Consider the following 25,479-nt stretch of genomic DNA (forward strand, 5'->3'; position numbering starts at 1 on the left):
TGCGTGGATTTGACCAGAGTCCCGCCCGACATGTCTGTTGCGGGGAGAGAACTGATGTCATTGCGCGCGCTCGTCCGGATTTCGCTGGTTGCGGTCTCGGCCGCCATGATTTTTGCGCCAGCCATGGCGGCGGAACCCTCCCGCAAGGTCGTGACCACCCAAAATGGCGATTATTTCGGCTTCGATCTCAGGACGGAGCAAAACGTCTCGCTGGAGCAATGTGGCGAGATTTGCGCCGGGGACACATCCTGCAAGGCCTTTACCTACAATCCAAAGGTGAAATGGTGCTTCCTCAAATCTGATTTCAATCAGCTGAACGCCTTCCCCGGTGCGGTTGCGGGCAAGATTGTCGAAGTGGCGACGGAAGCCGATATCGGCGCGCCGCAGCGCCTGTCCTTCGTCACTGACAGCCTGCAGCAGGAAGCGCGCCGAATGAAATCCGGCCTTGCGGCGAATGACGGTGAGGGCGGGCAAGGCGTGGAAGCCCTCGTACAGACGGCGCGGCAGCAGGCGGCCGCGGGCAATATTCCCGATGCGGTTACGACCTATAAGCAGGCCCTCGCGATCACGCCAGACGACGGCGCGCTCTGGGCGGAGCTTTCCGAAAAGGCGGCGCAGGTCACCGATAATTATTCGATCGCAGGGCAGGCGGCGTCTGCCGCCATCAATGCCTATCAGCTGAGCCGAACAGTCAGCCCCCGCACAGAAGCCCTGAACCGGCTGGCGAAGGCATTTGAAAGAACTCAGAATTATCGCGCAGCCCTCAATGCCTATAAGGAAAGCCTTGCGCTTACCGATGATGCACAGACAAAGGCGGCCTATGCCGACCTGCGCACGCGCCAGGGTTTTCGCGTCATCAACAATACGGTGGATACGGACAGCGTAAGCCCGCGCGCCTGCGTGCAGTTTTCCGAACCGCTGGTGAAGAATGGCGTCGATTATTCTTCCTTCATCACGCTGGATGGGGCAGCTCCCAAGGCCATCGAGGCGAAGGGCAGCGAAATTTGCGTCGAAGGCCTGACCCATGGCCAGCGCTACAAGATCGCACTGCGCGCCGGCCTGCCGTCTTCCGTGGAAGAGCCGCTGGAAAAACAGGTCAATCTCGATATTTACGTGCGTGACCGCACGGCCAGCGTGCGCTTCACCGGCGAGAATTTCGTGCTGCCGGGCAGTGCGCGCCGTGGCATTCCGATTGTCTCTGTGAATGCCGACAAGGCCGACCTGAAGCTTTATCGCGTCGGTGACCGCAATATCACCGCGCTGCTCGCAAATTCGCAGTTTCTGACGCAGATGGACGGTTACAATGCCGACCGTATCGAAAACGAAATCGGCGAGCTTGTCTGGCAGGGCTCGATTGATATCCAGCCCGATCTCAACAAGGATGTTGTGACGAGTTTTCCAGTGGATGAGGCCTTGCCGGAGCGCAAGCCGGGCATCTACGTGCTGACTGCAGTGCCGCCGGGCACGGCGCCGGAAACCTGGGATTCGCGCGCCACCCAATGGTTCCTCGTGTCGGATACCGGCATCACCACCTATGCCGGAACGGACGGTTTGAATGTATTTGTCCGCGCACTCGGCAGCGCCAAACCGCTTGCGGACGTGGATCTGCAGCTCCTGGCCAAGAACAACGAGGTGCTGGGCACCGCGAAAACCGATGCGGACGGACGCGCGGTGTTCTCTGCCGGCCTGATGCGCGGCACGGCGGCTCAGGCGCCTGCCATCCTGACGGCGCGCAACGGCGATAAGGATTACGTGTTCCTCGATATGACCCGTGCAGGCTTCGATCTTTCGGATCGCGGCGTGACGGGACGTGCAGCACCCGGTGCTATCGACGTGTTCAGCTGGACCGAACGTGGCATCTACCGTGCCGGCGAGACCGTGCATGCCGCAGCCCTGGCCCGTGACGTTGACGGCAAGGCAATCGAGGACCTGCCGCTCACTTTCATTTTCTCACGCCCTGACGGGGTGGAAGACCGGCGCTTTGTCAGCGACGGCAAGGCGCTCGGCGGTCATGCGGTCGATCTGCCGTTGCAGGCAAATGCCATGCGCGGCACCTGGACATTGCGCATCCATACCGACCCAAAAACGGCTGCGATCAGCGAAAAGAGCTTCCTTGTCGATGATTTTGTGCCTGACCGCACCGAGTTTGACCTCTCGAGCAAGGCAAAACAGATCGATCCGGGCGCAGAAACGGCAATCGACGTCGATGGCCGTTATCTTTATGGCGCGCCCGCTGCCGGCCTGACGCTGGAAGGGGAGGTCGCGATCAAGCCGACGCGCACCAGCGCAGATTTCGAAGGTTATTTCTTCGGCCTGGCCGATGAGGAAAGCGAAGAGGAAAACCGCACGACGCTTGCCGATCTGCCGGTCCTGGATGAAGAGGGCAAAGCGAGCTTCAACGTTGATCTCACCGATCTGCCATCCACAACGCAGCTTCTCTCCGCCAACATCACCGTGCGCATGCGCGAAGCCGGCGGCCGCGCCGTGGAACGCTCGCTGGCGCTGCCCATCAAGGCGGAAGCATCCGTCATTGGCATCAAGCCGCAGTTTTCCGGCGATCTCGCCCAGAACTCCGTTGGACGTTTCCATATCATCGGTGTCAGTGCCGATGGTGCCAAACAGGCGATGAATGGCCTGACCTGGAAGCTCATCAAGGTAGAGCGTAACTATCAATGGTATCGTCAGGGTAATTCCTGGCGTTATGAGCCCGTGGAATACACCAAGCAGCAGGAAACCGGCACGCTTTCGGTCGACGCCAATGGCGGCGAAATTTCCGTGCCGGTCACCTGGGGTCGCTACCGGCTGGAAGTGGAGGGTGCGGGTAATGGCGCACCGGTTTCCAGTGTCGAATTCGATGCCGGTTTCTATGTCGAGGCAAGCTCGACGGAAACGCCGGATGCGCTGGAAATCGCGCTGGACAAACAGAGCTACAAGATCGGCGATACGGCCAAACTCAAGGTCTCCTCACGTTTCGCCGGTGAATTGATGATAACGTCCGGTTCGGAAAAGCTGATTGCGGTACAGAATGCCGAGATCGGCGAAGAGGGCGGCGAGATCGACATTCCGGTCACCGAGGAATGGGGCGCCGGCGCTTATGTGACGGCGACGCTGTTCCGCCCCGGCGACGCGCAGGAAAGCCGTATGCCCATGCGCGCCATTGGCATCAAGTGGCTTGCCGTCGATCCGGCCGAGCGCAAGCTTGCCGTCACACTCGGCGCGCCGCAGAAGACGCTGCCGCGCCAGCCGCTCGAAATTCCAATCACGGTTGCGGGGGCTGGTGTGGGCGAAAAGGCCTACGCCATCGTTGCGGCGGTCGATGTCGGCATCTTGAACCTCACCCGCTATGAGCCGCCGAAGCCGGATGAATGGTATTTCGGCCAGCGCCGGCTGGGACTGGAAATCCGCGACCTCTATGGCCGCCTGATTGACGGCTCGCTTGGCGCCACCGGCCGGCTGCGCACCGGCGGTGATGGCGGCGGGGCGGCCCTTCAGGGCAGCCCGCCCACGGAAAAGCTTGTGGCCTTCTTTGCCGGTCCGGTCGAACTTGACGCTAACGGCAAGGCGACGGTGAGCTTCGATATTCCGCAGTTCAACGGGACGGCCCGCATCATGGCGGTTGCCTGGACGAAGACCGGCGTGGGACATGCGGTTTCCGATGCCATCATTCGCGATCCCGTCGTGGTAACGGCCAGCGCGCCGAAATTCCTCGCCCCCGGCGATATCTCGCAATTGCGGCTCGATATCGCAAATACGGATGGCGACGCCGGCGACTACCGGCTGGATGTGACCAGCAATACGGCTCTGACGGTCGATCAGGGTGAAGTGTCGCAGACACTTGCGCTGCAAAAGGGCGGCAAGTCGTCTTTGACCGTTCCGCTGACGGGCGAACAGCCCGGCAATGGCGCGATCACAATCAAGGTCTCCAATGCGGCAGGTGTCTCGCTTGAGCAGGTTCTGAACATTCCGGTGCGCCCGGCCGTTCTTCCAGTCACGACGCGGCGCGAAATCAAGATTGCGCCGAACAGCAGCCTGACGATCAATGGCGATCTTCTGGCCGACAGTATGCTCCTCGGCTCGTCCGTCGCCGTTAATGTCACGCGCTCGCCCGCTTTCGATATCCCGGCGCTGGTGATGATGCTGGACAAATATCCTTATGGCTGCGCCGAACAGACGACGAGCCGCGCGCTGCCGCTGCTTTACGTCTCGGAACTGACGAAGGACAGCGGCATGGCTGAAGATCCCGACACCCGTAAGAGGGTTCAGGAAGCGGTCTACCGCGTGCTGTCCTTCCAGTCGAGTTCCGGCAGCTTCGGCCTCTGGTCGCCGGGGTACGGCGATCTGTGGCTCGATGCCTATATTACCGACTTCCTGACCCGCGCGCGCGAGCAGAAGTATGATGTCCCCGAAGCGGCCATGGTGCAGGCGTTGAACAACCTGCAGAACGGCCTGTCCTATGACAGCAATGTCAAGGATCGCGGCAACGAGATCGCCTATTCGCTTTATGTGCTGGCGCGCAACCGCAAGGCGGCGATCAACGATCTGCGTTATTACGCCGATACTGCGCTTGCCGATTTCCCGACGCCGCTTGCCAAGGCGCAGGTTGCCGCAGCCCTTTCGCTTTACGGCGACCAGGCCCGTTCGAAGACCGTGTTCGGTGCTTCGCTCGACATGGCCAGCCGCGCCACCAATGTCAGCTTCGCCCGCGCCGATTATGGCTCCGCCCTTCGCGACGGTGCGGCGGCGCTGGCGCTGGCGGCGGAAAGCCGTCCGGTTCCGGCCGTCGTGCCGCAGCTTGCCGGTGCCGTGGCAAGGGAATGGGAAAAGAAGCCCTATACCAGCACACAGGAGCAGGCATGGATGCTGCTGGCCGCCCGGGCCGTGAAAGGCGAGGACAAGGATATCCGTCTCGATGTGAACGGTGATCTGCAGACCGGCGGTTTCGGGAAGTGGATGAGCGGCGACGAGTTGCTGGCCGCACCGCTGAAGATCGCCAATGCCTCGGCTGATCCGGTCACGGCCGTTGTCACTACGGTGGCCCCGCCGGCTCAGCCGCTCGCTGCCGGCGGCGAAGGCTTCACCATCACCCGCACCTATTATTCCATGGATGGCGAGGAGGTGAACCCGAGCGACGTCACACAGAACGAACGTTATGTCGTGGTTCTGAACGTGGTGCCGCAAAATAGCTGGCAGTCGCGCATTCTGGTGACGGATCTACTGCCTTCCGGTTTCGAGATCGACAATCCGAGCCTCGTCAATTCGGCCGAACTGTCGAATTTCGACTGGTTGCCGGAAACGGAGGCGGCGCATACCGAATTCCGCTACGACCGTTTTGTGGCGGCCTTCGATCGCTCGGCAGGGGACAGTTCGGAAATTGCGCTGGCCTATGTCGTCCGCGCGGTCACTCCCGGTACTTATGATCATCCGGCGGCGTCTGTTGAGGATATGTACCGGCCGCAATTTGCCGCCCGCACCGCAACCGGCCGCATGGAGGTGCGTTCGGCGACCCCATGAGGCGGAAAAAAGCTGTCATCGTCGGCTTCGTTATGGCCGCATTGCTTATCGGCGGTGCGGCCTTCGGTCTGGATGCGGTGGACAAGGCCTACCCGCCGCCGCTCGAGACAGCGCGGCAGCGATCCTTCGAGGTGTTGGACCGAGACGGCAAGTTGCTGCGTGCCTTTGCAACAGCGGATGGCCGCTGGCGGCTCGACACCACGGCGGCCGAAGTCGATCCGCAGTTCCTGCGGATGCTGGTCGCCTATGAGGACCAACGCTTTTACGACCATCAGGGTATCGATCCCTGGGCCTTGCTGCGTTCCGCGTGGCAACTGGTGAGCAACGGCCGGATCGTATCCGGCGCCTCGACGCTTTCCATGCAGGTGGCGCGGCTGGTCGAGCCACGCGCCGATCGCTCCTTCTCGGCAAAGCTTCTTCAGGCCCTGCGGGCTATTCAAATCGAACGGCGGCTCAGCAAGGCGGATATCCTCGATCTTTATCTGAATATCGCGCCCTATGGCGGCAATCTCGAAGGCATACGCGCGGCCAGCCTCGCCTGGTTCGGCAAGGAGCCGGGAAGGCTCGACACGGCCGAGGCGGCCCTTCTGGTCGCCCTGCCGCAATTGCCAGAAAGGCGTCGCCCGGACAGGTATCCCGAGGCGGCGAGACAGGCAAGGGAACGGGTCTTGCAGAGGCTTGCCGTCGAACGTGTCGTGGGTGAGGGCGAAGCGGAACGGGCGACGCTTGCGGGCGTTCCGACCAGCCGGCGCGACCTGCCGGCGTTAGCACCGCACATGGCTGCTGCCGCGCGTGCGAAATTCCCCAATGCTGCGGAAATACGCTCGACGCTGAAGCTGTCGATCCAGCGGGAACTGGAAGGCGTGGCGCGCCATGCAGCAGGAAAAATCGGCGATAAGGTATCCGTCGCCATCGTCATGGCCGATGCAGAGAGCGGGGATATTCTGGCGGAGGTCGGCTCGGCGGATTATCTCGATACGACGCGGCGGGGTTTCGTGGAGATGAGCCGCGCGGTGCGCTCGCCCGGATCGACCCTCAAGCCATTCATTTATGGCCTCGCCTTTGAGGATGGCCTGATCGGTCAGGAGACCATCATCGAGGATCGCCCGGCTGATTTTTCCGGTTACCGGCCGCGCAATTTCGACATGCATTATCAGGGCGATGTCAGCATCAGGCAGGCGCTGCAACTGTCGCTCAACGTGCCCGCCGTGAAATTGCTCGACGCGGTGAGCCCATCGGCGCTGATGGTGCGGTTCCGGCGGTCTGGCGTCACACTCGCGTTGCCCGCCAACGAAGCACCCGGGCTCGCCATTGCTCTCGGAGGCGCCGGCATTTCGCTTGTCGATCTTGTCCAGCTTTATGCCGGGCTAACAGGTGGCGAGGGTCCCGTACGCCTCGGTGATGGCGTCCGCTCCGCCCCGGAACGACAGGAAGGCGATCAATTGTTTTCCGATGCCGCAATCTGGAACGTTTCGGACATCCTGTCCGGCGTGCTGCCGCCACTCGGCATGAAACAGCGCGGCATCGCCTACAAGACCGGCACCAGCTACGGTTACCGCGACGCCTGGTCGATCGGGTATGACGGGCGGCACGTGGTCGGCGTCTGGGTCGGCCGCGCCGATAACGGCGCCGTGCCAGGTATTGCCGGTTATGCGACGGCGGCTCCCCTCCTCTTCGAGGCCTTTGAAAAATCGGGCGTGGCCATCACGCCAATGCCGGCAGCACCCTCCGGCGTCGCGCGCGTGAGCGTGGCCGACCTTCCGGCAAACCAGCGGCGTTTCACGACGACCGCAAACGGCCTGCTTTCGGCTTCAAGACGTGAAAGCGCCCCGCGCATCGTTTATCCGCCCGAGGGCGCGCGGGTAGAGCTTTCCGGCCAGTCGGGCATCTCGCCACTGGTGCTGAAGCTTCAGGGCGGGCGTGCACCCTTCCGCTGGCTCGCCAACGGTTTGCCTCTGCCGGATGCATCCCACCGTCGCAACAGTGAATGGCGCCCGGAAGGGCAGGGGTTTTCCACACTCACGGTGATTGACGCCGATGGCCGTGCGTCGAGTGTCCGGATTTTCGTCGAATGACGACGGCGCGTCCAAGTCAACAACGGCCGCCGAGGGCTCCTGTAAGACAGGCCTTGTGACCGTCTCGTCAACCAAGTGCGGCAAGCCGGTCAACCGCGGGGAGATGACCGGTCCAATCCTATTGAGCCACATCGAACGAATGGCGGTCGATCCGCTCCTGAAGCGAAGCCACAACCGCTTGCAGAAACTCCCGGCGTCTTTGATTGGTCGTTGCCGCCAGCGTCACCTGCAACCGGCTGCTGATCCTGTTCAGGAAGCCAACATGGTTGAAGCTGTCGGCGGCTATATTCACCTCCACCTCGTCCATGTAATGTGCCAGATGCGGTTCCAGCGCGAGATTTGCATCCGTCTGGTAGCAGGCAGCCATCTGTTCTCCAAGTGTGGACATCTGCACATATGGACCATATTCGTCGATCATCAAATCTCCCTCGTCTCGCGCGACCCACTTCGACAGGCGCCTCGTCGTCACTGATAGGAAATAGGAAGCGATTGCGGGCTTTCAACGTTCCCTTACGAAGCTTTGAACTTTCTGTGTTCTAGGAGGAAACGCTATTATGTCGGTCGATCTGATATTTGCCAATTGCAGGCGGCAGGCTGGCAAAGAATACGCACCACTTCTCGCGCCCGGACCAGCTGTCTGCTGGTCGCTGTCCGATTATGTCATTGATTTTAAATAATTTTCAGGAAATGGTGTCCACGAGAGGATTCGAACCTCCGACCCCAGGATTCATACCGCTTCGGCTTTCGCCGCCGCCCGGCCTTGTCGGGAAGGGCGTTCGTGGTCTGGACTGTCCCTTCACCATGGGCCGTGAGGCCTTTAGGTGCTGCCCATCCAGTCTCTACACCTTCACCGGATTTCTCCGGAGCTTGGCTCGGGATTGGCATGCTGGAAGACCAGCGAAGCTTTCCCCGACTTTGAGCAGATCGATTGCGTCGTTTCCGGGCGCAACCCCCAATTTGTCTTAGGAATCCTGTGCTCATCTTTAAGTGGGGCTATGTTTACCTTACCTTACCGATTTTAGCGGCTAGCTAGAACGATTCTTCTGGACGCCAGTCGTAGTAGGGCCAGCTAGGCCATACTTGGCCTTGCTGGTCCCAAGCCAACGCTACGAGTGAATGGCCCTGTCAAGGCCTTTAGAGCGAAGCGTGCCTTTACAGGGACAGGCACGAGTGGCCGAACAAATAGAGTATCCGCCAGGGGCGGATTCAATTTTCCCAGAATTTTCCCGATTTTTTTATGGAGACGCAGATGATTTATTGTTGGTTGGCCAGAAGGCGGACAAGGTTAGTTCTGGGTGTGGCCGGACACACCACTGTTCGTTTTGAATTTAGGGAAGCTTCGTTTCGATATTTTTATATGTCTGCGAGGGTTGGCGGTTGCGTGAATTATGACTCCTTGGTTAGCTCATAGCTGTCACCTCGAGAAACAAGCCGACTATCCCTTGATAGCGCGCGCCTAATCAGTTGCTCGGGGTCACTCGATCCAGCTGCACGATCCGCAAGGACAGCAATAAGCTCTATTCGATTCAGCCGGCCACCAGAAGCACGCAGCAATTCAACAGCATGTTCTCGAATCCAAAAGGATTTGGAGTGTTTCCGCAGATCGACCTTCGAGTTGGCTGCCGGCGCGATATTGGCCAATTCGTCCCGTAGGCGTTCAACGACTTTTTGGGTTGCAGCAAGCTCCGTCGTCTTTTGTTGGATATAGGCTTCCAGATGTTTGCGTTCGTTCGCAATGCTGGCCTCTAGCTCATTTATCGCCTTTTCCAGCACCTGTTGAGGCGAGTACATTTTGCCTTCCTTTTTTCTGCCTGTGATTAGGCATGGAATAAGGACCCCGCACATGGGGTGATCGGCGTCCAAACGGGACCCCCATTTGCAATGGGGTTACAACAGCCTCCGGTTTCATCGGAGGCTTTTTGTTCGGATGCTTATTGTGGAAACAATTCTGAAGATACGGCGGCTAGCCCATGTTCAGGGCAAGTCGATCAAGGCGATCTGCCGGGAGTTGGGCATATCGCGGAAAGTGGTGCGGAAGGTTTTGCGCACCGATGAGACGGAGTTCAAATACGAACGGACCCGTCAACCTCAGCCGAAGCTCGGCCCCTGGCGCGGTCAGCTCGATGGAATGCTCCTCGCCAATGAGGCCAAATCTTCTCGCGAACGGCTGACACTGATCCGGATATTCGAGGACTTGCGCGACCTCGGCTACGAGGGCGGTTACGACACAGTCCGGCGTTACGCCCGAACATGGGCGAAGGAGCGCGGGTCCGTGACGGCGCAAGCCTATGTGCCGCTCTATTACGCGCCGGGCGAGGCCTACCAGTTCGACTGGAGCCACGAGATTGTCGTGCTGAACGGCGTGACGACGACGGTGAAGGTTGCGCATATCCGGCTCTGCCACAGCCGGATGATGTATGTGAGAGCCTATCCGCGCGAGACGCAAGAGATGGTCTTCGACGCCCATGACAGGGCGTTCGCTTTCTTCGGCGGGGCCTGCACGCGCGGCATCTATGATAATATGAAGACCGCGGTGGAGACGGTCTTCGTCGGCAAGGAACGGCAATACAATCGCCGCTTCCTACAGATGTGCAGCCATTACCTGATCGAACCGGTGGCCTGCACGCCGGCGTCGGGGTGGGAGAAAGGCCAGGTCGAGAACCAGGTCAATCTGGTGCGCGAACGCTTCTTCACGCCGCGACTGCGCTTCAAATCCTACGATGAACTGAATGGCTGGTTGCTGGACAAGTGCATCAGTTACGCCCGCGCTCATAAGCACGTCGATCAGACGGAGCGCACGATCTGGGAGGTGTTCGATGCGGAGCGGCCGCACCTGGTCGGCTATCCCGGCAAATTCGACGGCTTCCACGCTGTGCAGGCCTCGATCGGCAAGACCTGCCTCGTGCGTTTCGACAACAACAAATACTCGGTACTGTCTACGGCAGTCGGCCGCCCTGCCGAGATACATGCCTATGCAGATCGCATCGTCATCCGGCAGGATGGCGTGGAAATCGGCCAACACGATCGCTGCTTCGGCCGTGGCGAGACGATCTATAATCCCTGGCATTACGTGCCGGTCCTGACCCGCAAACCGGGAGCACTGCGCAACGGTGCGCCGTTCCACGACTGGGTTTTGCCCGCCGCCATGGAGAAGGTGCGCCGCCGGCTGAAGGCAATGCATGACGGCGACCGGCAGATGGTGTCGATCCTCGAATGCGTGGGCCTGGACGGGCTCCCCGCCGTCGAAGCGGCCTGCCAGGAGGCGATCGATCAGGGCGTGTTCTCGGCCGCCGTCATCATCAACATTCTGGCCCGCAAGCGTGATCCGCAGCCGGCCGCCATCCTTTCCATCCCCGATGCGCTTCGCCTGACCCATGAGCCTCTGGCCGACTGCGCCCGTTACGACAGCCTGAGGAGGGCAAGCTGATATGGAACGATCCCAAATCCTCGACATGATGGGCACGCTGAAGCTGTTCGGCATGCGTAGCGCCTATGACGAGATCATGGCCTCCGGCATCAAGCGACAGCACGAACCGCCGCGCATCGTCGGTGACCTGCTTCAGTCGGAGATCGCCGAGAAGCAAGCGCGCTCCATCAAATACCAGATCACCGTCGCCAAGCTGCCGCTGGCCAAGGACATCGACGACTTCGACTTCACCGACACGCCGGTCAACGAAGGCCTGGTGCGCCAACTCGCAACCGGGGCCTTCCTCGCCGAGCAGCACAATATCGTTCTGGTCGGCGGAACCGGCACGGGAAAGTCTCACCTGTCCATCGCCCTTGCTCGTGCTCTGATCCGCAATGGCGCACGCGGCCGCTTCTTCAACGTCGTCGACCTCGTCAATCGGCTCGAGACGGAGGCACGTAGCGGCAAACAGGGACGGCTGGCCGACTTCATCACCAGGCTCGACTTCGTCATCATGGACGAACTGGGCTATCTCCCATTTGCCCAGGCGGGCGGCCAGCTCCTCTTCCACCTCATCAGCAGGCTCTACGAGCGGACGTCCATCATCGTCACGACGAACCTGGCCTTCGGCGAGTGGCCGGCCGTATTCGGCGACGCCAAGATGACCGCCGCTCTGCTCGACAGGCTCACCCACCATTGCGAGATCGTGGAAACCGGGAACGAATCCTGGCGCTTTAAAAACCGCTCTCAAAGCTAAAGCCGAAAAGACAAACAACCCGCGCCCGCAGGCCCTTGCGCTAAATGGAGAGCCCCGGGCCTACGCGCGCTGACCCGATGCAACTAGAGGCAGGGGTCCCTTTTGGGAGCCGATAAGGGGTCCCGTTACGACGCCGATTGACACCATTTTCCACCGGAGCTGTTCTCGAGCTCCACAGGCGGCTCTGCGGATACCGACGAAATTGCATTCGTCGTAAGCCGCAGCGAATTCATCAAGGCTCTTCATGTGTTCCTGGCCAACCTCGCTGACGCTCGGTTATCCTAGCTCGATGAACGAGGATTCTAAACTCCCTCCAGTCCTGCCCAGGTCAGCCGCTGACGACCTCAACGACGTTTGCAGAGACAAACGATGTCCCGTCACCGCTCAGCTCTCCACTATTACGCAAACGCATGGTCGTCCCGCTTCTCGTCATTTGGTTCAAGGCGCGCCTCTCGATATCCCCTAGCGCCTCCCACCAGCTCGGTCGAAGGAATAGATTGTCAGTGTGAACAAAGAGAAGCCGCACCAAGGCGTCGGCCTTGCACAGATCGTCGACCGCAATGAAAGAATCGGCAATAGCTTTGGCAGGACTATCGAAAGAGCCGATCCAGCCGAAAACAAGGATCGTCTGCGCGTCGAATGTTGTCACCGTGATTGTCACGTGCTCAAGGTCGACGTCAGTGCGTCCTAGTTTTTGCAGTTGCTGTCCTTGAAAATCGTATTCGGGGTGGAAAGCGCCACACGCAACTACAGGAAGGACTCGATCGAAGCGGACCGCAGCATAGTGAAAGTCGTCGAGCGCGCCGGACAGTAGCCGAGCGTCAAACTCAGTTTTCCAAGCGTCCACATCTCGCATGCCGATCTTGGCTCCGGCGACGAAGGTAGCGAGGTGCGTCTGTATCATCGCCTGTTTGAAAAACGGATGGCCTCTGTCGGCTTCACGTTGAATGTCAATGTTGCGGAGCTGTGCTTCCTTGGAAAACCGCTCGTAGGCTATGGCACGGTACGAGAAGAGGAAGGCTGTGGCCTTCGTCAATGTTAGAGACTTGCCCTCGATTGGCTTGAACAGTTCGGTGTCATGCCGACCGCAGAAGCCGGGAAAAACGGATGCCTTGTTTACGCCGATCTTCTGAGGCTGCGGGTTGCCTTGGGTTTTGATTAGTTCCTTCATTGAAGGCTTTACTGTCATGACGTGACCGTCTTCGGCAATCGCGGCCAGACCGCCCTTCTTCTGAACGGTGTGTGACCTTACGATGGTTGTGCTGCAAGGGTCGCTATCCGGGTCGGGATGAGCGCAGTAGCCGGCCCTGAGCTCAGCATGCATCGCCGCTTCAATTTCATACACATTGATCGGTTTCTGCTGCTCGCGTCGGAAATGGCACCATTTGTACTTCTTGCCGGAATCGCACCAGCACAAATCGTACGGCTCCATTGTTTCGACAGGCACGATCATCCGTGGAACCATCTTCGGCGCATTGAGGGATCGATGAGGTGCCATGTACGGCTCTTTTTCAAAATTATGCGAGTGCAAAGCGGTCGCCCGCACTTGCTGCCTTTCTTAATTCGGCCAAGTCGGGAATTCAACGCCAACCGCGGCCGTGGAATGCTCACACGACGAGTATGAGGTGAGCAACGGCGGTAAGAGACCAATGTTGGCGTGAAGGTGTCGACTTTTGCTATGCCGACCGACGAGCGACTATCATATGTCGCTCGCTGTCCTTCATGGAGCAACTACTGAAACGGGCCGTTATACCCGATGGGGATCGGCTGATCTCGGCGGGTTGCCTCAGCGACAGCTTCGTCGATTGCCTGTTCGACAAGGAAACAAAGCACTTCCGTTTTTGGTTCAGCCTCAGCGATATCTCGGGCAACCCTTAGACTTCAATTAGCTTTGATAGCTCGTTGTTCATTGAGGTCTCGGTTTCTCGCCCATTTGTTGACCCAGTCGCGATCGTCCATCCGGTAGAGATTACACATGCTACAGTCTGTCGGTTCTGTCCTTTCAGGCTAATGGGCAGTCAATTTGCTGCACCAAAACCGTACCGTCGCAAGTTACCAGCTCAAGGTCAGGTTGATCGAAAATTTCACTCAGAAATTGTTATCGCCATCTCGACTTACTTCGAGAATCAACCGACATTCGCGTATCCTGTATTGCCGTCGAGCAGTGCTCGACTGGGCCGGGGGGCAACAAATGGCATGCAAAGTTCGATATCTCAGCAGCGCGGGCATTCATCATCGCGAAGTGAAGGGCGTAGACGCCTTGGCGAACGTGTTTCCTTCCAATTGGCTGATGTTCGCTTCGCTTAACGCATTTCCCGCGAACAGCGCTCCCATTGAGATCGACCTACTGGTTGTCATGGACGATCGTGTTGTACTGCTGGAGCTGAAGGACTGGAATGGCCCGCTTACGACGAAAGGCGACATGTGGGTTCACGGCAAACCGCAACGCTCGCCGGTTCAGCTTGGAAACGACAAAGCCAAGAAGGTAAAAGGCATCTTGCGCGGGCAGGGCCAGCTTGGTCGATATTACGTCGATTCTCGCGTCGTGCTCACGGGCACCTCCGTTCGTGATCACCTCCCGGCGGATGAAAAGCCATATGTCCTCACCCTTGAGGAAGCTAAACTCCTCGGACATTCAAAGGATAGGAATCGACTGCTCGGCACGGTTACGCTTCAGAGCGTCAAGCCAAACATGCTTGTCAAAGATTTCGACAAGGTGCTGGGTAATCCGGCGTACTTCCAGCCAATGAAAATGAGTTGGGACGGCTACAACGTCACAGACGAAAATTTCTTTGTTCATCGGAAGGACATATGGCGCGAACATCGGACACAGCTTGCCAAGGAAGAGCGGATCAAGGGCCTGTTGCGGCTGTTTCGCTTTGACAATTTGCCCGTTGGCCTGAATGAACCGCAGGGCCGTCGCCTAATAGCAGATCGAGAGCTGAAGACGGTAGCCTATCTCAGCGAACACGGAAGCTGGATGGCCGAACGGGGCATCCTCAAATCTGTCGGCAGTCCGCCAGACGAAGTTTTGACGGAGCATTATCAATTGCTGGCGGTGCCTCCCGGGTGGACCACGCTTAGGCGATACCTACAGCGAAATGGCTCTGATCTTGAAGGAGAGCAGCGCGTTGACATCATGCATACGCTGACGTCGATGGTCGCCGAATTGCATGATAAAGATGTAGCTCACAGAGACATCGGCGGTGACGCGGTATGGTTGGGTGAGCCGACCGGTATGAACCTCACGGGGTTCTTCTCGGCGCGTCTTCCAGACGATCAGTCGGTTGGGGACTATCTCGAAGTACTCGGAACCTACGCGGAACCGGAACCCGTATCAAATGGACCGGCCGCTACGGCAAAGCAACGTGATGTTCTCAGTCTCGGGCTGATCATGCGTGAACTTGCTGAAATCGAAGGCGAGGAAACGGTATTCCCTCCCGGATGGATGGAGGTCGCCGAGAAGGCCGTGGCGTCGCCCGACGCCCGTTACCGTGACGCCTGCGAGCTCGCTGATGCGATCGGCGAACTTAGAACTCCTTCGGGACCGGCCGTAGACCAATCACGATTGGATGAGTTTGAGACCCGCTTAATCCCCTATGTCGCCTACCCACCAGCGGGGGCGCTGACGAGCGGTGGTAACTCGACTCGCTATGACAGCAATCATTCGTCTGGCAAGGTAGTGGTGAAAGTCTGGAATGGCATCCAGCGTGGAAACGCGCATCGAGACCACGCACTCCTAGCGATGTTGGAGGTGGGCGCTGCCCTAAAAGGCGTCCCTCAGCCAGGCATAGTCCATGTCGTCGATAGTGGACTTTCGAGCATCGGGCCTTTTGTCGTAACGCGATGGGTCGATGGAGCCCCTCTCTCGAGCTACCAGGCTGAGGACGAAAACCAGCTTCTCGACGTTCTACACGACCTAGTTGCCGCAGTTAACTCACTCCATGCGAGAGGCCTAGCCCATGGCGATCTCCATCCGGAAAATGTGATCGTTGGAAGTGGAAACGCGGTAACGCTCATTGACCTCCTAGATATTTCTCGAACCGATGGCGGCCGGCTGAGAAGCATGTCTTGGGTTCCTGAGGATCACGAGAGAAAATCGGATCAGGAAATTGATCGTTATGCCGTGTGTAAGATGGTCGTTGGCTTTGCTGAAAGCCATTCGAGCTCAGCTTTCACGAACGTCGTAGAAACGGCCCGCCAAGAACTTGGGCGACATACCGTCGAAACCCTCGATCCTCTCCTCGAAGCCATTTCGATGGAACAAAAGAGGCGTTCCAAGCCAGCTCTCCGGACCTTCGTTCTCCAGTATCCCGGCTTGCCTATCGGCCCTTTGAAGGGAGTGGATGATGCGCTCTGGGTGCTAGCCCACAGGACCGCCGGCGGGCTGGATGTATTTTGGATTACCGGTCCAGAGCGCCGTTTGTTGCTGAGGATGCGCGACACTGAAGTGGACGACGTGCAGGTTTTCGAGACGGGCTTCAAGGAGCTTGGTCGCGGCCACACCTTACCCATCGCACTCACTTTGAAGGCTGGTCCCGCCCAAGGGCTGCAGGAATTTGCCGAGTTCCTCAGAGATACGGTGCCGGTTCAGAAACCCGACGCTGGTCCCGACGACGCTGAAGTCGAGGAGAAGGACGAAGTCTACTTCTACGACGATGAACCTCCGGAACCTGGATCGCTCGGAACAGCGTCGTTAGACATTGCACGGATGTGGGTTCGGTCGGCCGAGCTCGAGGAAGATTCTGTTCCACGTGTCCGGATTGATCGTCGTATTCCAGATGTAGGGAATTCGGCGAGCTACTACTACGAAGCAGCAACTCCAATCGAGTTTGAAGACGATGACACGGTTGAAGTGCGGCTCGGGGGATATTCTGGTCGATTGATCGGATATCTGGATATTCCGAACTGTGATAATCGTCGTTTGTCGATACGGGACCAGCGTTCACCAGTTGCCGAGGGCGAATTCGTCGCCTTGGTGGACCGAAGGGATCGCGTCTCGAAGGAGAGACGACGTAAGGCGGTGGAGCGTATCACACGCCGATCCAGCGTTATCGCAAATCTGATCGATTATTTTGATCCCACGATGGATGCACCGGAGGTCAGCTACGATGCTCCCGAATCGCTGAAGAAGATTTCCACGTATAAGTTAAACGAAGGTCAGCGAGCCGCTTTCAGGTCCTTGGTGGAAACCGGCCCTGTTGGGCTTCTGCAGGGGCCGCCGGGTTCCGGCAAAACGAAGTTCATAGCCAGTCTAGTACATTGGCTCCTGAAAGATGGCGGAGCAAGAAGAGTACTCGTTGCCAGCCAGTCTCACGAGGCTGTCAACAACGTGCTGGAAGAATTGCTCAAGACCTATAGGAAGCATGGCGGTTATGCCGATCTTCTTCGGGTTGGTTCGCGCGGTGCTACAGAGCGGGTTCGGCCGTACCAGGCCCGTTCTTTGAAAGATCGACATCGAGTCCGGTTTGAAAATGGTTTGAAAACGCGGGTGGCACACGCCGCTTCCGCGGTGGGGATTCCAAAGTCTTTCGTTCTGGACGTTATCAATGTCGAATTGAAACTCGGCGCACTGAAACGCTCAATCGAAATGGCAAGGGCTGCCGCTCTCGGCGATGTCGCCCAGGAAGAGCGGCGTCGGTCGGGTGCCCGGATTCGGACGCTATCTAGGGCGTTCGCTAGGGAAGCTACTAGGATTCTCGGACGCGATGTCGGCGTAGACCCGACGGACATCGCAGAGGCTCTTCAGCAGGCTTTCGATGCAGTGCGGACCGCCCATCCAAAGGCGTCTCCGAGCGACTTGGTGACGGTCCAACAGCTGATATCGCTCGCCAATCAATGGAAAGAAACGCTTTCTTCAGGCCATCGCAACTTCGATGAATTTCTTGCAAAAACGCGGCGGGTGGTCGCAGGGACATGCGTCGGTCTTGGTCAGTCGCAAATTCGTTTGGACCAGGGAACGTTTGATTGGGTGATCGTAGACGAGGCTGCGCGATGCACGAGTGGAGAACTTTCCGTGCCGCTGCAACTAGGAAGCCGTGTTGTCTTGGTCGGTGACCAAAGGCAGCTCAGGCCCATGGTAGATAAGTACGTTCAAAAGTCGCTTGTCGAAGAGTTTTTCGACGCTGAAGCCGCGTTGGACAAAACAGACTTCGAGCGAGCTTTCGAGTCATCCTATGGGCGTCGAAACGCTCAGGTTCTCGATGAACAGTATCGAATGATTCCCGCGATTAGCGATCTCGTCTCCGAGACTTTCTACGCACCCTATGGTGTTAGACTAAAACCATCCAATGACCGCGAACATGATAAGGCCTTTGACGGTCTTCCAAGCGATCTGGCAACCCCTGTTGTCTGGTTTGACACTGCGGATATGTCTGGTGCGACAGAGCGCGACCGCAACTACGGACGCGATATTTGGAATGAAGCCGAAATCACCGGCGTGATGTCGATACTCCATCGGCTTTCAAAAGAGGCCACACTCGTGGAGACACTTTCCAGACGCGGTGAGCCGGCAATCGGCGTCATATGCATGTATAGCGAACAGAAACGACGAATTGAACGCGAATGGTCTCAGCAAGCATTTCCTGAAGAGTTCCGCCGGATTGTCGTGATCGATACGGTCGATGCGTATCAGGGCAAGGAGAACGAAATTGTCATCGTGACCTTGGTTCGCTCTAACTCCGAAAGAAAGTCTGGACACGTAGGTCGCGAAAATAGGTGCAATGTGGCAATTTCTCGCGCCAAGGAGCGTCTTTACATCCTCGGTGACACCTCGATGTGGTCAGACCCTAAATGTCGGTCCCCGATGAAGACGGTGCTCTCGAAGGTGAATTCCATGTCTCAGACAGATGGCGAAGTAAGACCTGCCACGGAGATTGGCCAATGAGCGAGGCACAGGATCGTATCGTCGTTGACTCGATTGATTTCCAAGTCTCCTGCCGTCGCTTCACGGTTCGGGCTACGATCACACGAGATCGCCAACTCCCTGTTGTTGATGAGTTCGTGCTGCGGCTTTTGGCAATACTGGACAGAATGGCGGTGAGCCGCATGCGGGCGTGGTTTGGCTTCACGACCAGTGAGATGCAAACGGTTCTAACGGATATGGGTCGGCGAAATCTGGTGGAGATCGTAAATGACGATGTCCAACTTGCCCCCGCTGGCCGGGAGCTGTTCCGCTCGTCGTCCACGTCTGGCGTTCCGCACGTTGTGGAAACGTCGTCGATCATCGAGAACGTCTGGTATGATCTCGTGAGCCGAAACATGGTCCCGCGTTCACGAGCGCGCTCCGCCGACTACCTTGTCAAGGTGGCGGAGCTTCCGGAAGCTCGTGATATGCCGGAGGCGTTCGCCCGCGCTGCGTTTGAGGAGAATTTCCGAGACTACGCGAAGCGAATTCGTCGTTTCCCCGATCCTGACGCTGTGAATCTCTATTCGGTGTCGGACGTCGAGGGTGGCATTTATGGCTATCAGATATTGCGCGCAGATTTGGTTCTCGACATGGACCGGCTGCGGGTTCGACCGACTTTCACGGACCTCAACGACAGCGCTGCGAATTATAACAAGCTGACTGTGGCCGCAAGCGATGCGTGGCACCTACAGGCTGGGGCCGACATTGCGTCGAACGCAGCCGTCGAATTCGAACGTATGACCGGCGATTCACGGTTCGCCAATGTTATCAACAATCCTGACAGCACTGATGCGTGGCGTGAGGCGCTCGTAAGTCTCCCGCTTGAGGGGGCAGAATTCATCGCGTCCACGGGCGCGCCTTATCTGCCTCGAAATTTCGATCGGTTGATCGCTCTGGTGGGAGATTTCGAAGCGTCAGATCAGGTGTGTGACGTCGTCTGGTTGAGACCAAACGGCGCGACTTGGGGCCGAAGCCTTAAAGTGGGGGAAGGTCTTGCGAGTATAGGCCACGCCCTGCGTAACGCGGGCAAAAGGATGCGAACGACTCTTGTGATGCCGCGCTCAACGCATAAGACCGTTCGACAGAACCACAAACGTTTGTTTGATCGCGGAATATTGCTGCCGCAGGGGCATTTGCCTGCCAATATGGAAATATTACTGGTGGCCGGAAAGGTCGCCTTGGTGAATGTTCATCTGCCGGTGGGAAGCCATTCGGTCCCGGTTGGGGGCATCGTCTTCAACAAGAAACGACTTACGCGAATGTCAGAGCGCCTCACCGCCAGTCAGGCCGAAGGATGGGAGCAGGTGTGGGATGCCCCTGCGTCGCAGACAAATGCAGATTCTATAGAGTAGTCGTCCCCCCGGTGACGGCTCAGCGCGCCAAGATCGGAGATTATTTATAGACTGGATGACCGCTTATCTCGGCAAGCAGCATCGGGAAGGTGCTGGATGGTCTGTCTCGGCCGGCCTCGGAGATTAACGGCCGACGCTTTTCACCCGGGCGAGCTTGAGTGGGTAAGCCAAATGCTGCCTGTCCTTTGTATAAAATTGAGCCTGCCCTCGTCTTCACGAGAGAGAATTCTGAGATCAATAGGGCTACGAAGCAGGTGGCTGTTTACCGCCTTAGATATCACTCTTCCAACTTCATACGTTTCAACGAGACAAAGGATGTCGATATCGGCCGGCATTTTATCCTCGCGGCTAGCAGACCCGAAAACGTACCAGTCCGCATCCAATCCGATATCTCGGCACTCCTTGATCATCTCAAACACATTGACGAAGTAGACATCATCGCCAGAGATCACTTCAATCGTCCGAGATAGCGAAGTATACCTGCAATTTCAAAGACCTCCGCCCCTAAGCTATCCGCCGCCTCCGCCACGCCGTCGAGTATGGAGCCGTTCGGATTGTTTTTGAGCACCAAGTCGAACTCTCCAAGGCGCTCACGTGCATTCCGGATGTCCTCAGGGGCCAGATCATAGTCGTAGACGAGCGCGATCCTCAGGACCTTCCCAGTATCGTGACGAACTGTCAGCAACTGATCGTTGATAAATCCGACCTCTTTGACCCTCGTGTGCTGTGACAGCGCGCGTCGCGGGAACTGGATTTGGGGGTCTCGAGATTCTCCGGGAAAATCGGCGCGCAGAGCTTTGAGCAGCACGCCATAGCGCCCCCACGCGATACCTTTCGCCTCGCAGAATTCGATGGCATCGGCTCGCCACATGCCCACCTTAGGAAAATTGACGATGACCTCAACGCCTTGGTCGGCGAGCGGCTTCACGTGGTCGACGAAAACCATCTTTTTGGCGATCACGGCTGCCCGAAACGATTGTTTCTCGGGCCGCTGTATTTCCACGATCTCTGGTGCCACCCAAGTATGATCGGAGACATCTCCGCTCGCTGTCAAAGCCTTAGAAACGAATTCCTGCGTGGTCATGCTGCGATGTTCGCCATTTCGGTCGGAAAACGGATGTTGGGGACTTTCAATCCCTCAAGGTGTCGAAGAATAAGGCCTTTGACGTGGAGTCTGAACTGCTCGACCACTTCCCGCTCGCTATCTGTCAGCAATCCGATGTTGCTATCGACGAATAGGAGAACCTTGTTGCTGTTTGGAATAATCGTCGATCTCATCCGAGCTCGCCACATATGCGCCTCTTCAGCCTCAGGATTTGCCTGATAGTCGAGATCGGGACCGATGGTTTTATGGACTGCCCGGTTTTCGCGCAGAAGATTATCAACTTCGAGGCGAAGCTCGGCCCGGGTCTCGAATTTTCGCACTCCGAAAACCTGACGTATTCTCTCTACGTGACCTCGCTTCCATGACGTCATAAGGGTCGCGGGGTGGGATTCAGGCGTTTTGTCCGCAAGCGTATGACAATTGGCGCAGAGCAAGATTATGTTTGCGTAGTCGCCCCTTTCCTCTTCAGTCAACGTTTCCTCTGTTCTTGGCCCTCCGTCGACGGCCGCGAAGATGTGGGCCATCTCAGCGATGTGCGGGTGCCCATCGTATCCTTCGGGAAACAATGCTGTGTTGCATCCCGGATTCTGGCAATACCCGGCGGAGTCTACAAAGAGTCTGAGCTTAGTTGCTGCGTTAGGATGAGCTTTTCCTCTGGAGCAGGCCATAATGGTTCCTTTGCACGCGATCAAACGCGGTGACCTCAACCCCGAATCGGTACGGCGAATCTCGTGGTTCTAGCTCTTTGATATCAAAATGCGAAAACGCGCTATAGTTGTCGATATGTAAGTAGCACCAAATTTTCCTGATGCAGGATTTCATGCTGTAGAATATGAATGATCGCCTAAAAATTGAAAAATGAACGTAACCGTTGGCTCCGGACACTTTGACCAAGGAAGTCAGACCGTTCCCAACACTATCGCTGCAGTCTTGACGGGAGAAACGCACCAATAGCGGTCACGCGAAGTCCGGTCACTCAAGCTTTTACCCACGAAGTCGATCTAGCTATCAATGATGACATCAAGAATGATAGCGCGAATCCTTCGGTGCTTGAAGCATCAACGCGTGCCACGACCAATGGTCAGGTGGCAACGTCTACGGCGTTGAAGTAATTTGTGTATTTCCGTCGATGCGAGATTGCAGAATCGGGTTCACACACCTACGTTGTGTCTGCCCCTGGAATTGGCCAGCGGGTCGGACCGTTGAGACTGTCAAGTTCGAAGTTACTTCCCGGCAGGACGAGATCGATGATCTTCGCCACCAGGTATGGAATGATGAACGAGATATCGAGCATGGCTCGGACCTCCGTGGTTACACAATACCGCCTCGCGTTAATAGACCCGTGTCGGGATCGCATTCGATGCAATCGATTGAGGTGCAGACAGATGGCGGCGTGCGTTCGGGGAAGTGTCCAGTTCTACGAGCTGGGGTCCAGGGTCAGGATCAACTCCCCGAACTCTGCGGAGAAGCAACGCTTGATCGATTTAGGCTGGTTTGCTCCCCGAGGATATAGGCATTTCGACCGCCAGGTCGGCCAGTCGTTCGCGAAAAGGGTAATTCAACCTGATTTCGTCGAAGCTCATCCTTTCTCGCCACTTATCCACTACATTAAATCTGAAAAACGTTACAAGCCCAAGGATCACAAGACCAGGCTCAAGGATCGCGCGATCATGTTTGCGTCGCATCGTGATGCGTGCGTCCTCTCCTATTATGCTTGGTTGCTAAATCACCGGTTGGAGGCGACCTATGCCTCAAACAAGATCGATGAAAACGTCATCGCATATCGGTCGCTCGGCAAGGGCAACTATCATTTCGCATCGGACGTGCATCGTTACGCTCGCGCCAATGCACCCGTCGCCATATTGGCCTACGATGTAACCAAATTTTTCGACACCCTCGATCACCGCTTGCTCAAGATGCGCCTTCGACATTTACTCGGCGTCGAGAACCTTCCAGAAAGCTGGTTCAAGGTCTTTCGATTCATGACGAAATTCCGCTACGTCCGCCTGGATGACCTACGTGCTCAGCCCACCTTCTTGCAAAGCCTCCAACGACGGACGCGGGACCCAATCGCAACCATCGCGGAGGTGAAGAAAGCCGGCATCCCCATCCACGAAAATCCCAACGCGTTCGGAATACCCCAGGGAACACCGATTAGCGCTGCGTTTTCCAATTTGTTCATGCTGGATTTCGACATCGCGATGAGCGCCTACTGCCGTTCGATCAGCGCGCTCTATCGGCGTTACTCGGATGATATCCTCGTCGTATGCGGGCTCGAACACGCACGGGACGTCGAGGTCAAAATCGAAAACCTCCTCGCGGCGGACGCGCTCGAGATCAGCAGGGACAAGACTGAAGTGTCGGAATTCGACCCGGCAAACGCTGCGCTAGCATCGAGGAAAGCTGCCCAGTATCTCGGCTTCACCTTCCATGGAGAAGGTGCCACCATCCGACCAAGTTCGATGTCGCGCCAGTGGCGCAAGATGCGTAAGGGATTCCGTCGCACCCGTGATGTTGCCGCGAAGGCGATCGCTCAAGGCAAGGCCAGCAAGGTTTACACCAAGAAACTGCGAAAGCGGTTCACCTCGGTCGCAGCCCGAAATTTCTCGTCTTACGCTCGACGAAGCGCAAAGCTCTTCGATAATGGAGAAATGATATTGCGCCAGTTGAGGCGGTTCGAAAAGGAAGTCGAGCGTGAACTCCTTCGATTGAAGGACCTTTAGTAGCAGCCTGAGCAAAGGACCAGCGGAATGCTTACAGCGAACTGGAACGGTTTGAGCGTGGACGCAGCAACCTCCGCCAAAGGCTTTTCGTATCATTGCCCGGAATGCGGTCAGGCCGTCACTCCCCGTAAGGGCCAGATCAAAATCGCCCATTTCGCGCACAAGCCTCCGACGGACTGTTTTTGGGCGAAGGGGGAGACAGCAGCGCACCTCGGAGCCAAGGAGGCACTGCGTGACGCATTTCGGAGAGCGGGCTACACCGCCAATTACGAAGTGAAAGTACTGTCCATTCAGGGCGATCGCCGTGCCGACGTGTTTGTCACATCGCCTGATGGGCGGAGCCGGTGGGCATTCGAAATTCAGCACACACCGATCCTGTATCCTGCCATCGAGGGGAGAACAAAAGCCTACATCGCTGCGCAGGTCCCGGTTCTATGGGTTGGAATCCTTACATCGGATATGAAAGAGAGTTCGAAGCCGATACCTGGCGGTATTGCGATCTCGAAATATTCGATTCGTCCTTGGGAAAAGTGGGCGAAGGCGCTTGGCTACAACGAACTGTGGTACGTCGACCCTTCGGACGGTAGCCTTTGGCGAGGCGAGTTCGGAGACCATACGATCGATGTCGCCTCGGCCACGTGGTATGAATCGGGAGGGGTTGAGCGTTCGGTGGGAGGATACGCCAAAAAGTCTAAGCGTTGGAGAACTTTGAAGCTGCGCGGACCGTATGGGGTCCATCAGCTTACCATCGGCGCGAGATGGCGTACGGCGTGGACTTCAACGGCGTTCTCACTACCGCAAGGAACCATTGCAACTATACCAGTGGTTTGAGCAAAGGCGACTTTGGGTTCGCGCTGGGACAAAAGTGCGTCGCCGCGGCGGCTTGCCTCCGGCGGAATAGGCACGACGTACAGCGGCATTTGAACGGGCATTCTGTTTCTGATGGCTAGACTGTCGTTCAAACCTTGCCGGAGCCGTTACTTCCCAGTGCTGCGAAAACCGTTCTGCGTCGAACCTTGTCGAAAACTTTATGATGGTCGATCGAGCGGGTTGACCTCGTGCTTCATTGAACATTCGATGGCTTTGGTTCACCGCCTGCCCCGCGAAGCGACAGGTTGTTCAGGCCATGCCCGTTCCGCCTTATCATGCGATGGGGAATGTATTGATATTTACAGAGGCATAAGGTACGAACCGTCATGTGACGAACGGTATGTCTACGTAGCTCAGCAGGATAGAGCACAGGATTCCTGGTTGCAAATTGGGGGCTATACAACGAAAGGGTGTAGTCGATCTACTCAAAGTCGGGGAACGCTTCGCTGAACTCTCAGCATGCCAATCCCGAGCCAAGCTTCGGAGAAATCCGTTGAAGGTGTAGAGACTGGATGGGTAGCACCTAAAGGCTTCGGCCCATGGTGAAGGGACAGTCCAGACCACGAACGCCTAAGGGCGGCGGTTAAAGCCGAAGTGGTATGAATCCTGGGGTCGGAGGTTCGAATCCTCTCGTAGACACCATTTTCCTGCACCGATCGGTGTCTGCAATTGGCAAACGAGATGATTGCGCTCCATAGGTTTGTCGCTATTTCACTTGGTCGGGTCGAAATGCTCCGATAGGTGTGCCTGAGATAAAGAATAAGGCTTCACCA

Annotated in this window: 14 protein-coding genes; 8 read left to right on the top strand and 6 right to left on the bottom strand. The window is 57.4% G+C overall.

The features are described 5' to 3' along the window. Positions 1-54 precede the first annotated feature (54 nt). Positions 55-5,511: an alpha-2-macroglobulin family protein gene (locus tag EGT36_RS23340; RefSeq protein WP_125271153.1), complete on the top strand. Its 5,457-nt coding sequence runs from the start codon at positions 55-57 to the stop codon at positions 5,509-5,511. Further along, entirely contained in the window at positions 5,508-7,586 is a 2,079-nt protein-coding gene (gene pbpC, locus EGT36_RS23345; RefSeq protein WP_125271154.1) for a penicillin-binding protein 1C, read from the top strand. The genes EGT36_RS23340 and pbpC overlap by 4 nt, the downstream gene beginning before the upstream one ends. Positions 7,587-7,704: 118 nt before the next feature. Here the strand turns inward: pbpC and EGT36_RS23350 are convergent, their stop codons facing one another. After that, complete coding sequence (locus EGT36_RS23350; RefSeq protein WP_004445697.1) at positions 7,705-8,004, bottom strand: hypothetical protein; 300 nt, start codon at positions 8,002-8,004, stop codon at positions 7,705-7,707. Positions 8,005-8,972: 968 nt separating this feature from the next. Beyond that, a complete protein-coding gene (locus EGT36_RS23355) occupies positions 8,973-9,377 on the bottom strand; it encodes a hypothetical protein (RefSeq protein WP_125271155.1) in 405 nt (134 codons plus the stop codon). Between the two features lie 136 nt (positions 9,378-9,513). On the opposite strand from EGT36_RS23355, the gene istA reads away from it, so the two are divergent. Beyond that, on the top strand, positions 9,514-11,013 hold the full coding sequence (istA, locus tag EGT36_RS23360) for an IS21 family transposase (RefSeq protein WP_052821263.1): 1,500 nt from the start codon (positions 9,514-9,516) through the stop codon (positions 11,011-11,013). Between the two features lies 1 nt (position 11,014). Further along, complete coding sequence (istB, locus tag EGT36_RS23365) at positions 11,015-11,749, top strand: IS21-like element helper ATPase IstB (protein WP_003501246.1); 735 nt, start codon at positions 11,015-11,017, stop codon at positions 11,747-11,749. A gap of 328 nt (positions 11,750-12,077) precedes the next feature. Here the strand turns inward: istB and EGT36_RS23370 are convergent, their stop codons facing one another. Continuing rightward, the gene (locus EGT36_RS23370; protein ID WP_125271156.1) at positions 12,078-13,247 is read right to left on the bottom strand and encodes an SEC-C domain-containing protein; all 1,170 of its coding nucleotides are present in this window, start codon (positions 13,245-13,247) and stop codon (positions 12,078-12,080) included. A gap of 693 nt (positions 13,248-13,940) precedes the next feature. On the opposite strand from EGT36_RS23370, the gene EGT36_RS23375 reads away from it, so the two are divergent. Next, the gene (locus EGT36_RS23375) at positions 13,941-18,635 is read left to right on the top strand and encodes an AAA domain-containing protein (protein WP_125271157.1); all 4,695 of its coding nucleotides are present in this window, start codon (positions 13,941-13,943) and stop codon (positions 18,633-18,635) included. Further along, complete coding sequence (locus tag EGT36_RS23380) at positions 18,632-20,008, top strand: hypothetical protein (protein WP_125271158.1); 1,377 nt, start codon at positions 18,632-18,634, stop codon at positions 20,006-20,008. Before EGT36_RS23375 ends, EGT36_RS23380 begins: the two co-directional genes overlap by 4 nt. 448 nt (positions 20,009-20,456) lie before the next feature. Here EGT36_RS23380 and EGT36_RS23385 read toward each other — a convergent pair whose 3' ends face one another. The 3 genes from EGT36_RS23385 to EGT36_RS31155 all read right to left on the bottom strand — a co-directional run bounded on the left by EGT36_RS23385 (position 20,457) and on the right by EGT36_RS31155 (position 22,407). Continuing rightward, positions 20,457-21,092, bottom strand: coding sequence for a hypothetical protein (locus EGT36_RS23385; RefSeq protein ID WP_125271159.1), 636 nt, complete (start codon positions 21,090-21,092; stop codon positions 20,457-20,459). After that, on the bottom strand, positions 21,089-21,433 hold the full coding sequence (locus EGT36_RS23390; protein WP_125271160.1) for a hypothetical protein: 345 nt from the start codon (positions 21,431-21,433) through the stop codon (positions 21,089-21,091). Before EGT36_RS23390 ends, EGT36_RS23385 begins: the two co-directional genes overlap by 4 nt. 839 nt (positions 21,434-22,272) lie before the next feature. Further along, positions 22,273-22,407 carry a hypothetical protein gene (locus EGT36_RS31155; RefSeq protein ID WP_286084333.1) on the bottom strand — a complete coding sequence of 45 codons (135 nt, stop codon included), beginning with the start codon at positions 22,405-22,407 and terminating at the stop codon, positions 22,273-22,275. 181 nt (positions 22,408-22,588) lie between these two features. Between EGT36_RS31155 and drt2 the strand changes: the two genes are divergently transcribed. Both drt2 and EGT36_RS23400 read left to right on the top strand, forming a co-directional pair. Beyond that, positions 22,589-23,836 (top strand): antiviral reverse transcriptase Drt2, encoded by a 1,248-nt coding sequence (gene drt2 / locus EGT36_RS23395; RefSeq protein ID WP_172965705.1) that lies wholly within the window; start codon positions 22,589-22,591, stop codon positions 23,834-23,836. A 27-nt stretch (positions 23,837-23,863) separates the two neighbouring features. Next, a complete protein-coding gene (locus EGT36_RS23400; RefSeq protein ID WP_125271162.1) occupies positions 23,864-24,667 on the top strand; it encodes a competence protein CoiA in 804 nt (267 codons plus the stop codon). The last annotated feature ends 812 nt before the right edge of the window (positions 24,668-25,479 follow it).

This window comes from Agrobacterium sp. FDAARGOS_525 (assembly GCF_003938925.1).
GTDB classification, from domain to species: Bacteria; Pseudomonadota; Alphaproteobacteria; order Rhizobiales; family Rhizobiaceae; genus Agrobacterium; species Agrobacterium pusense.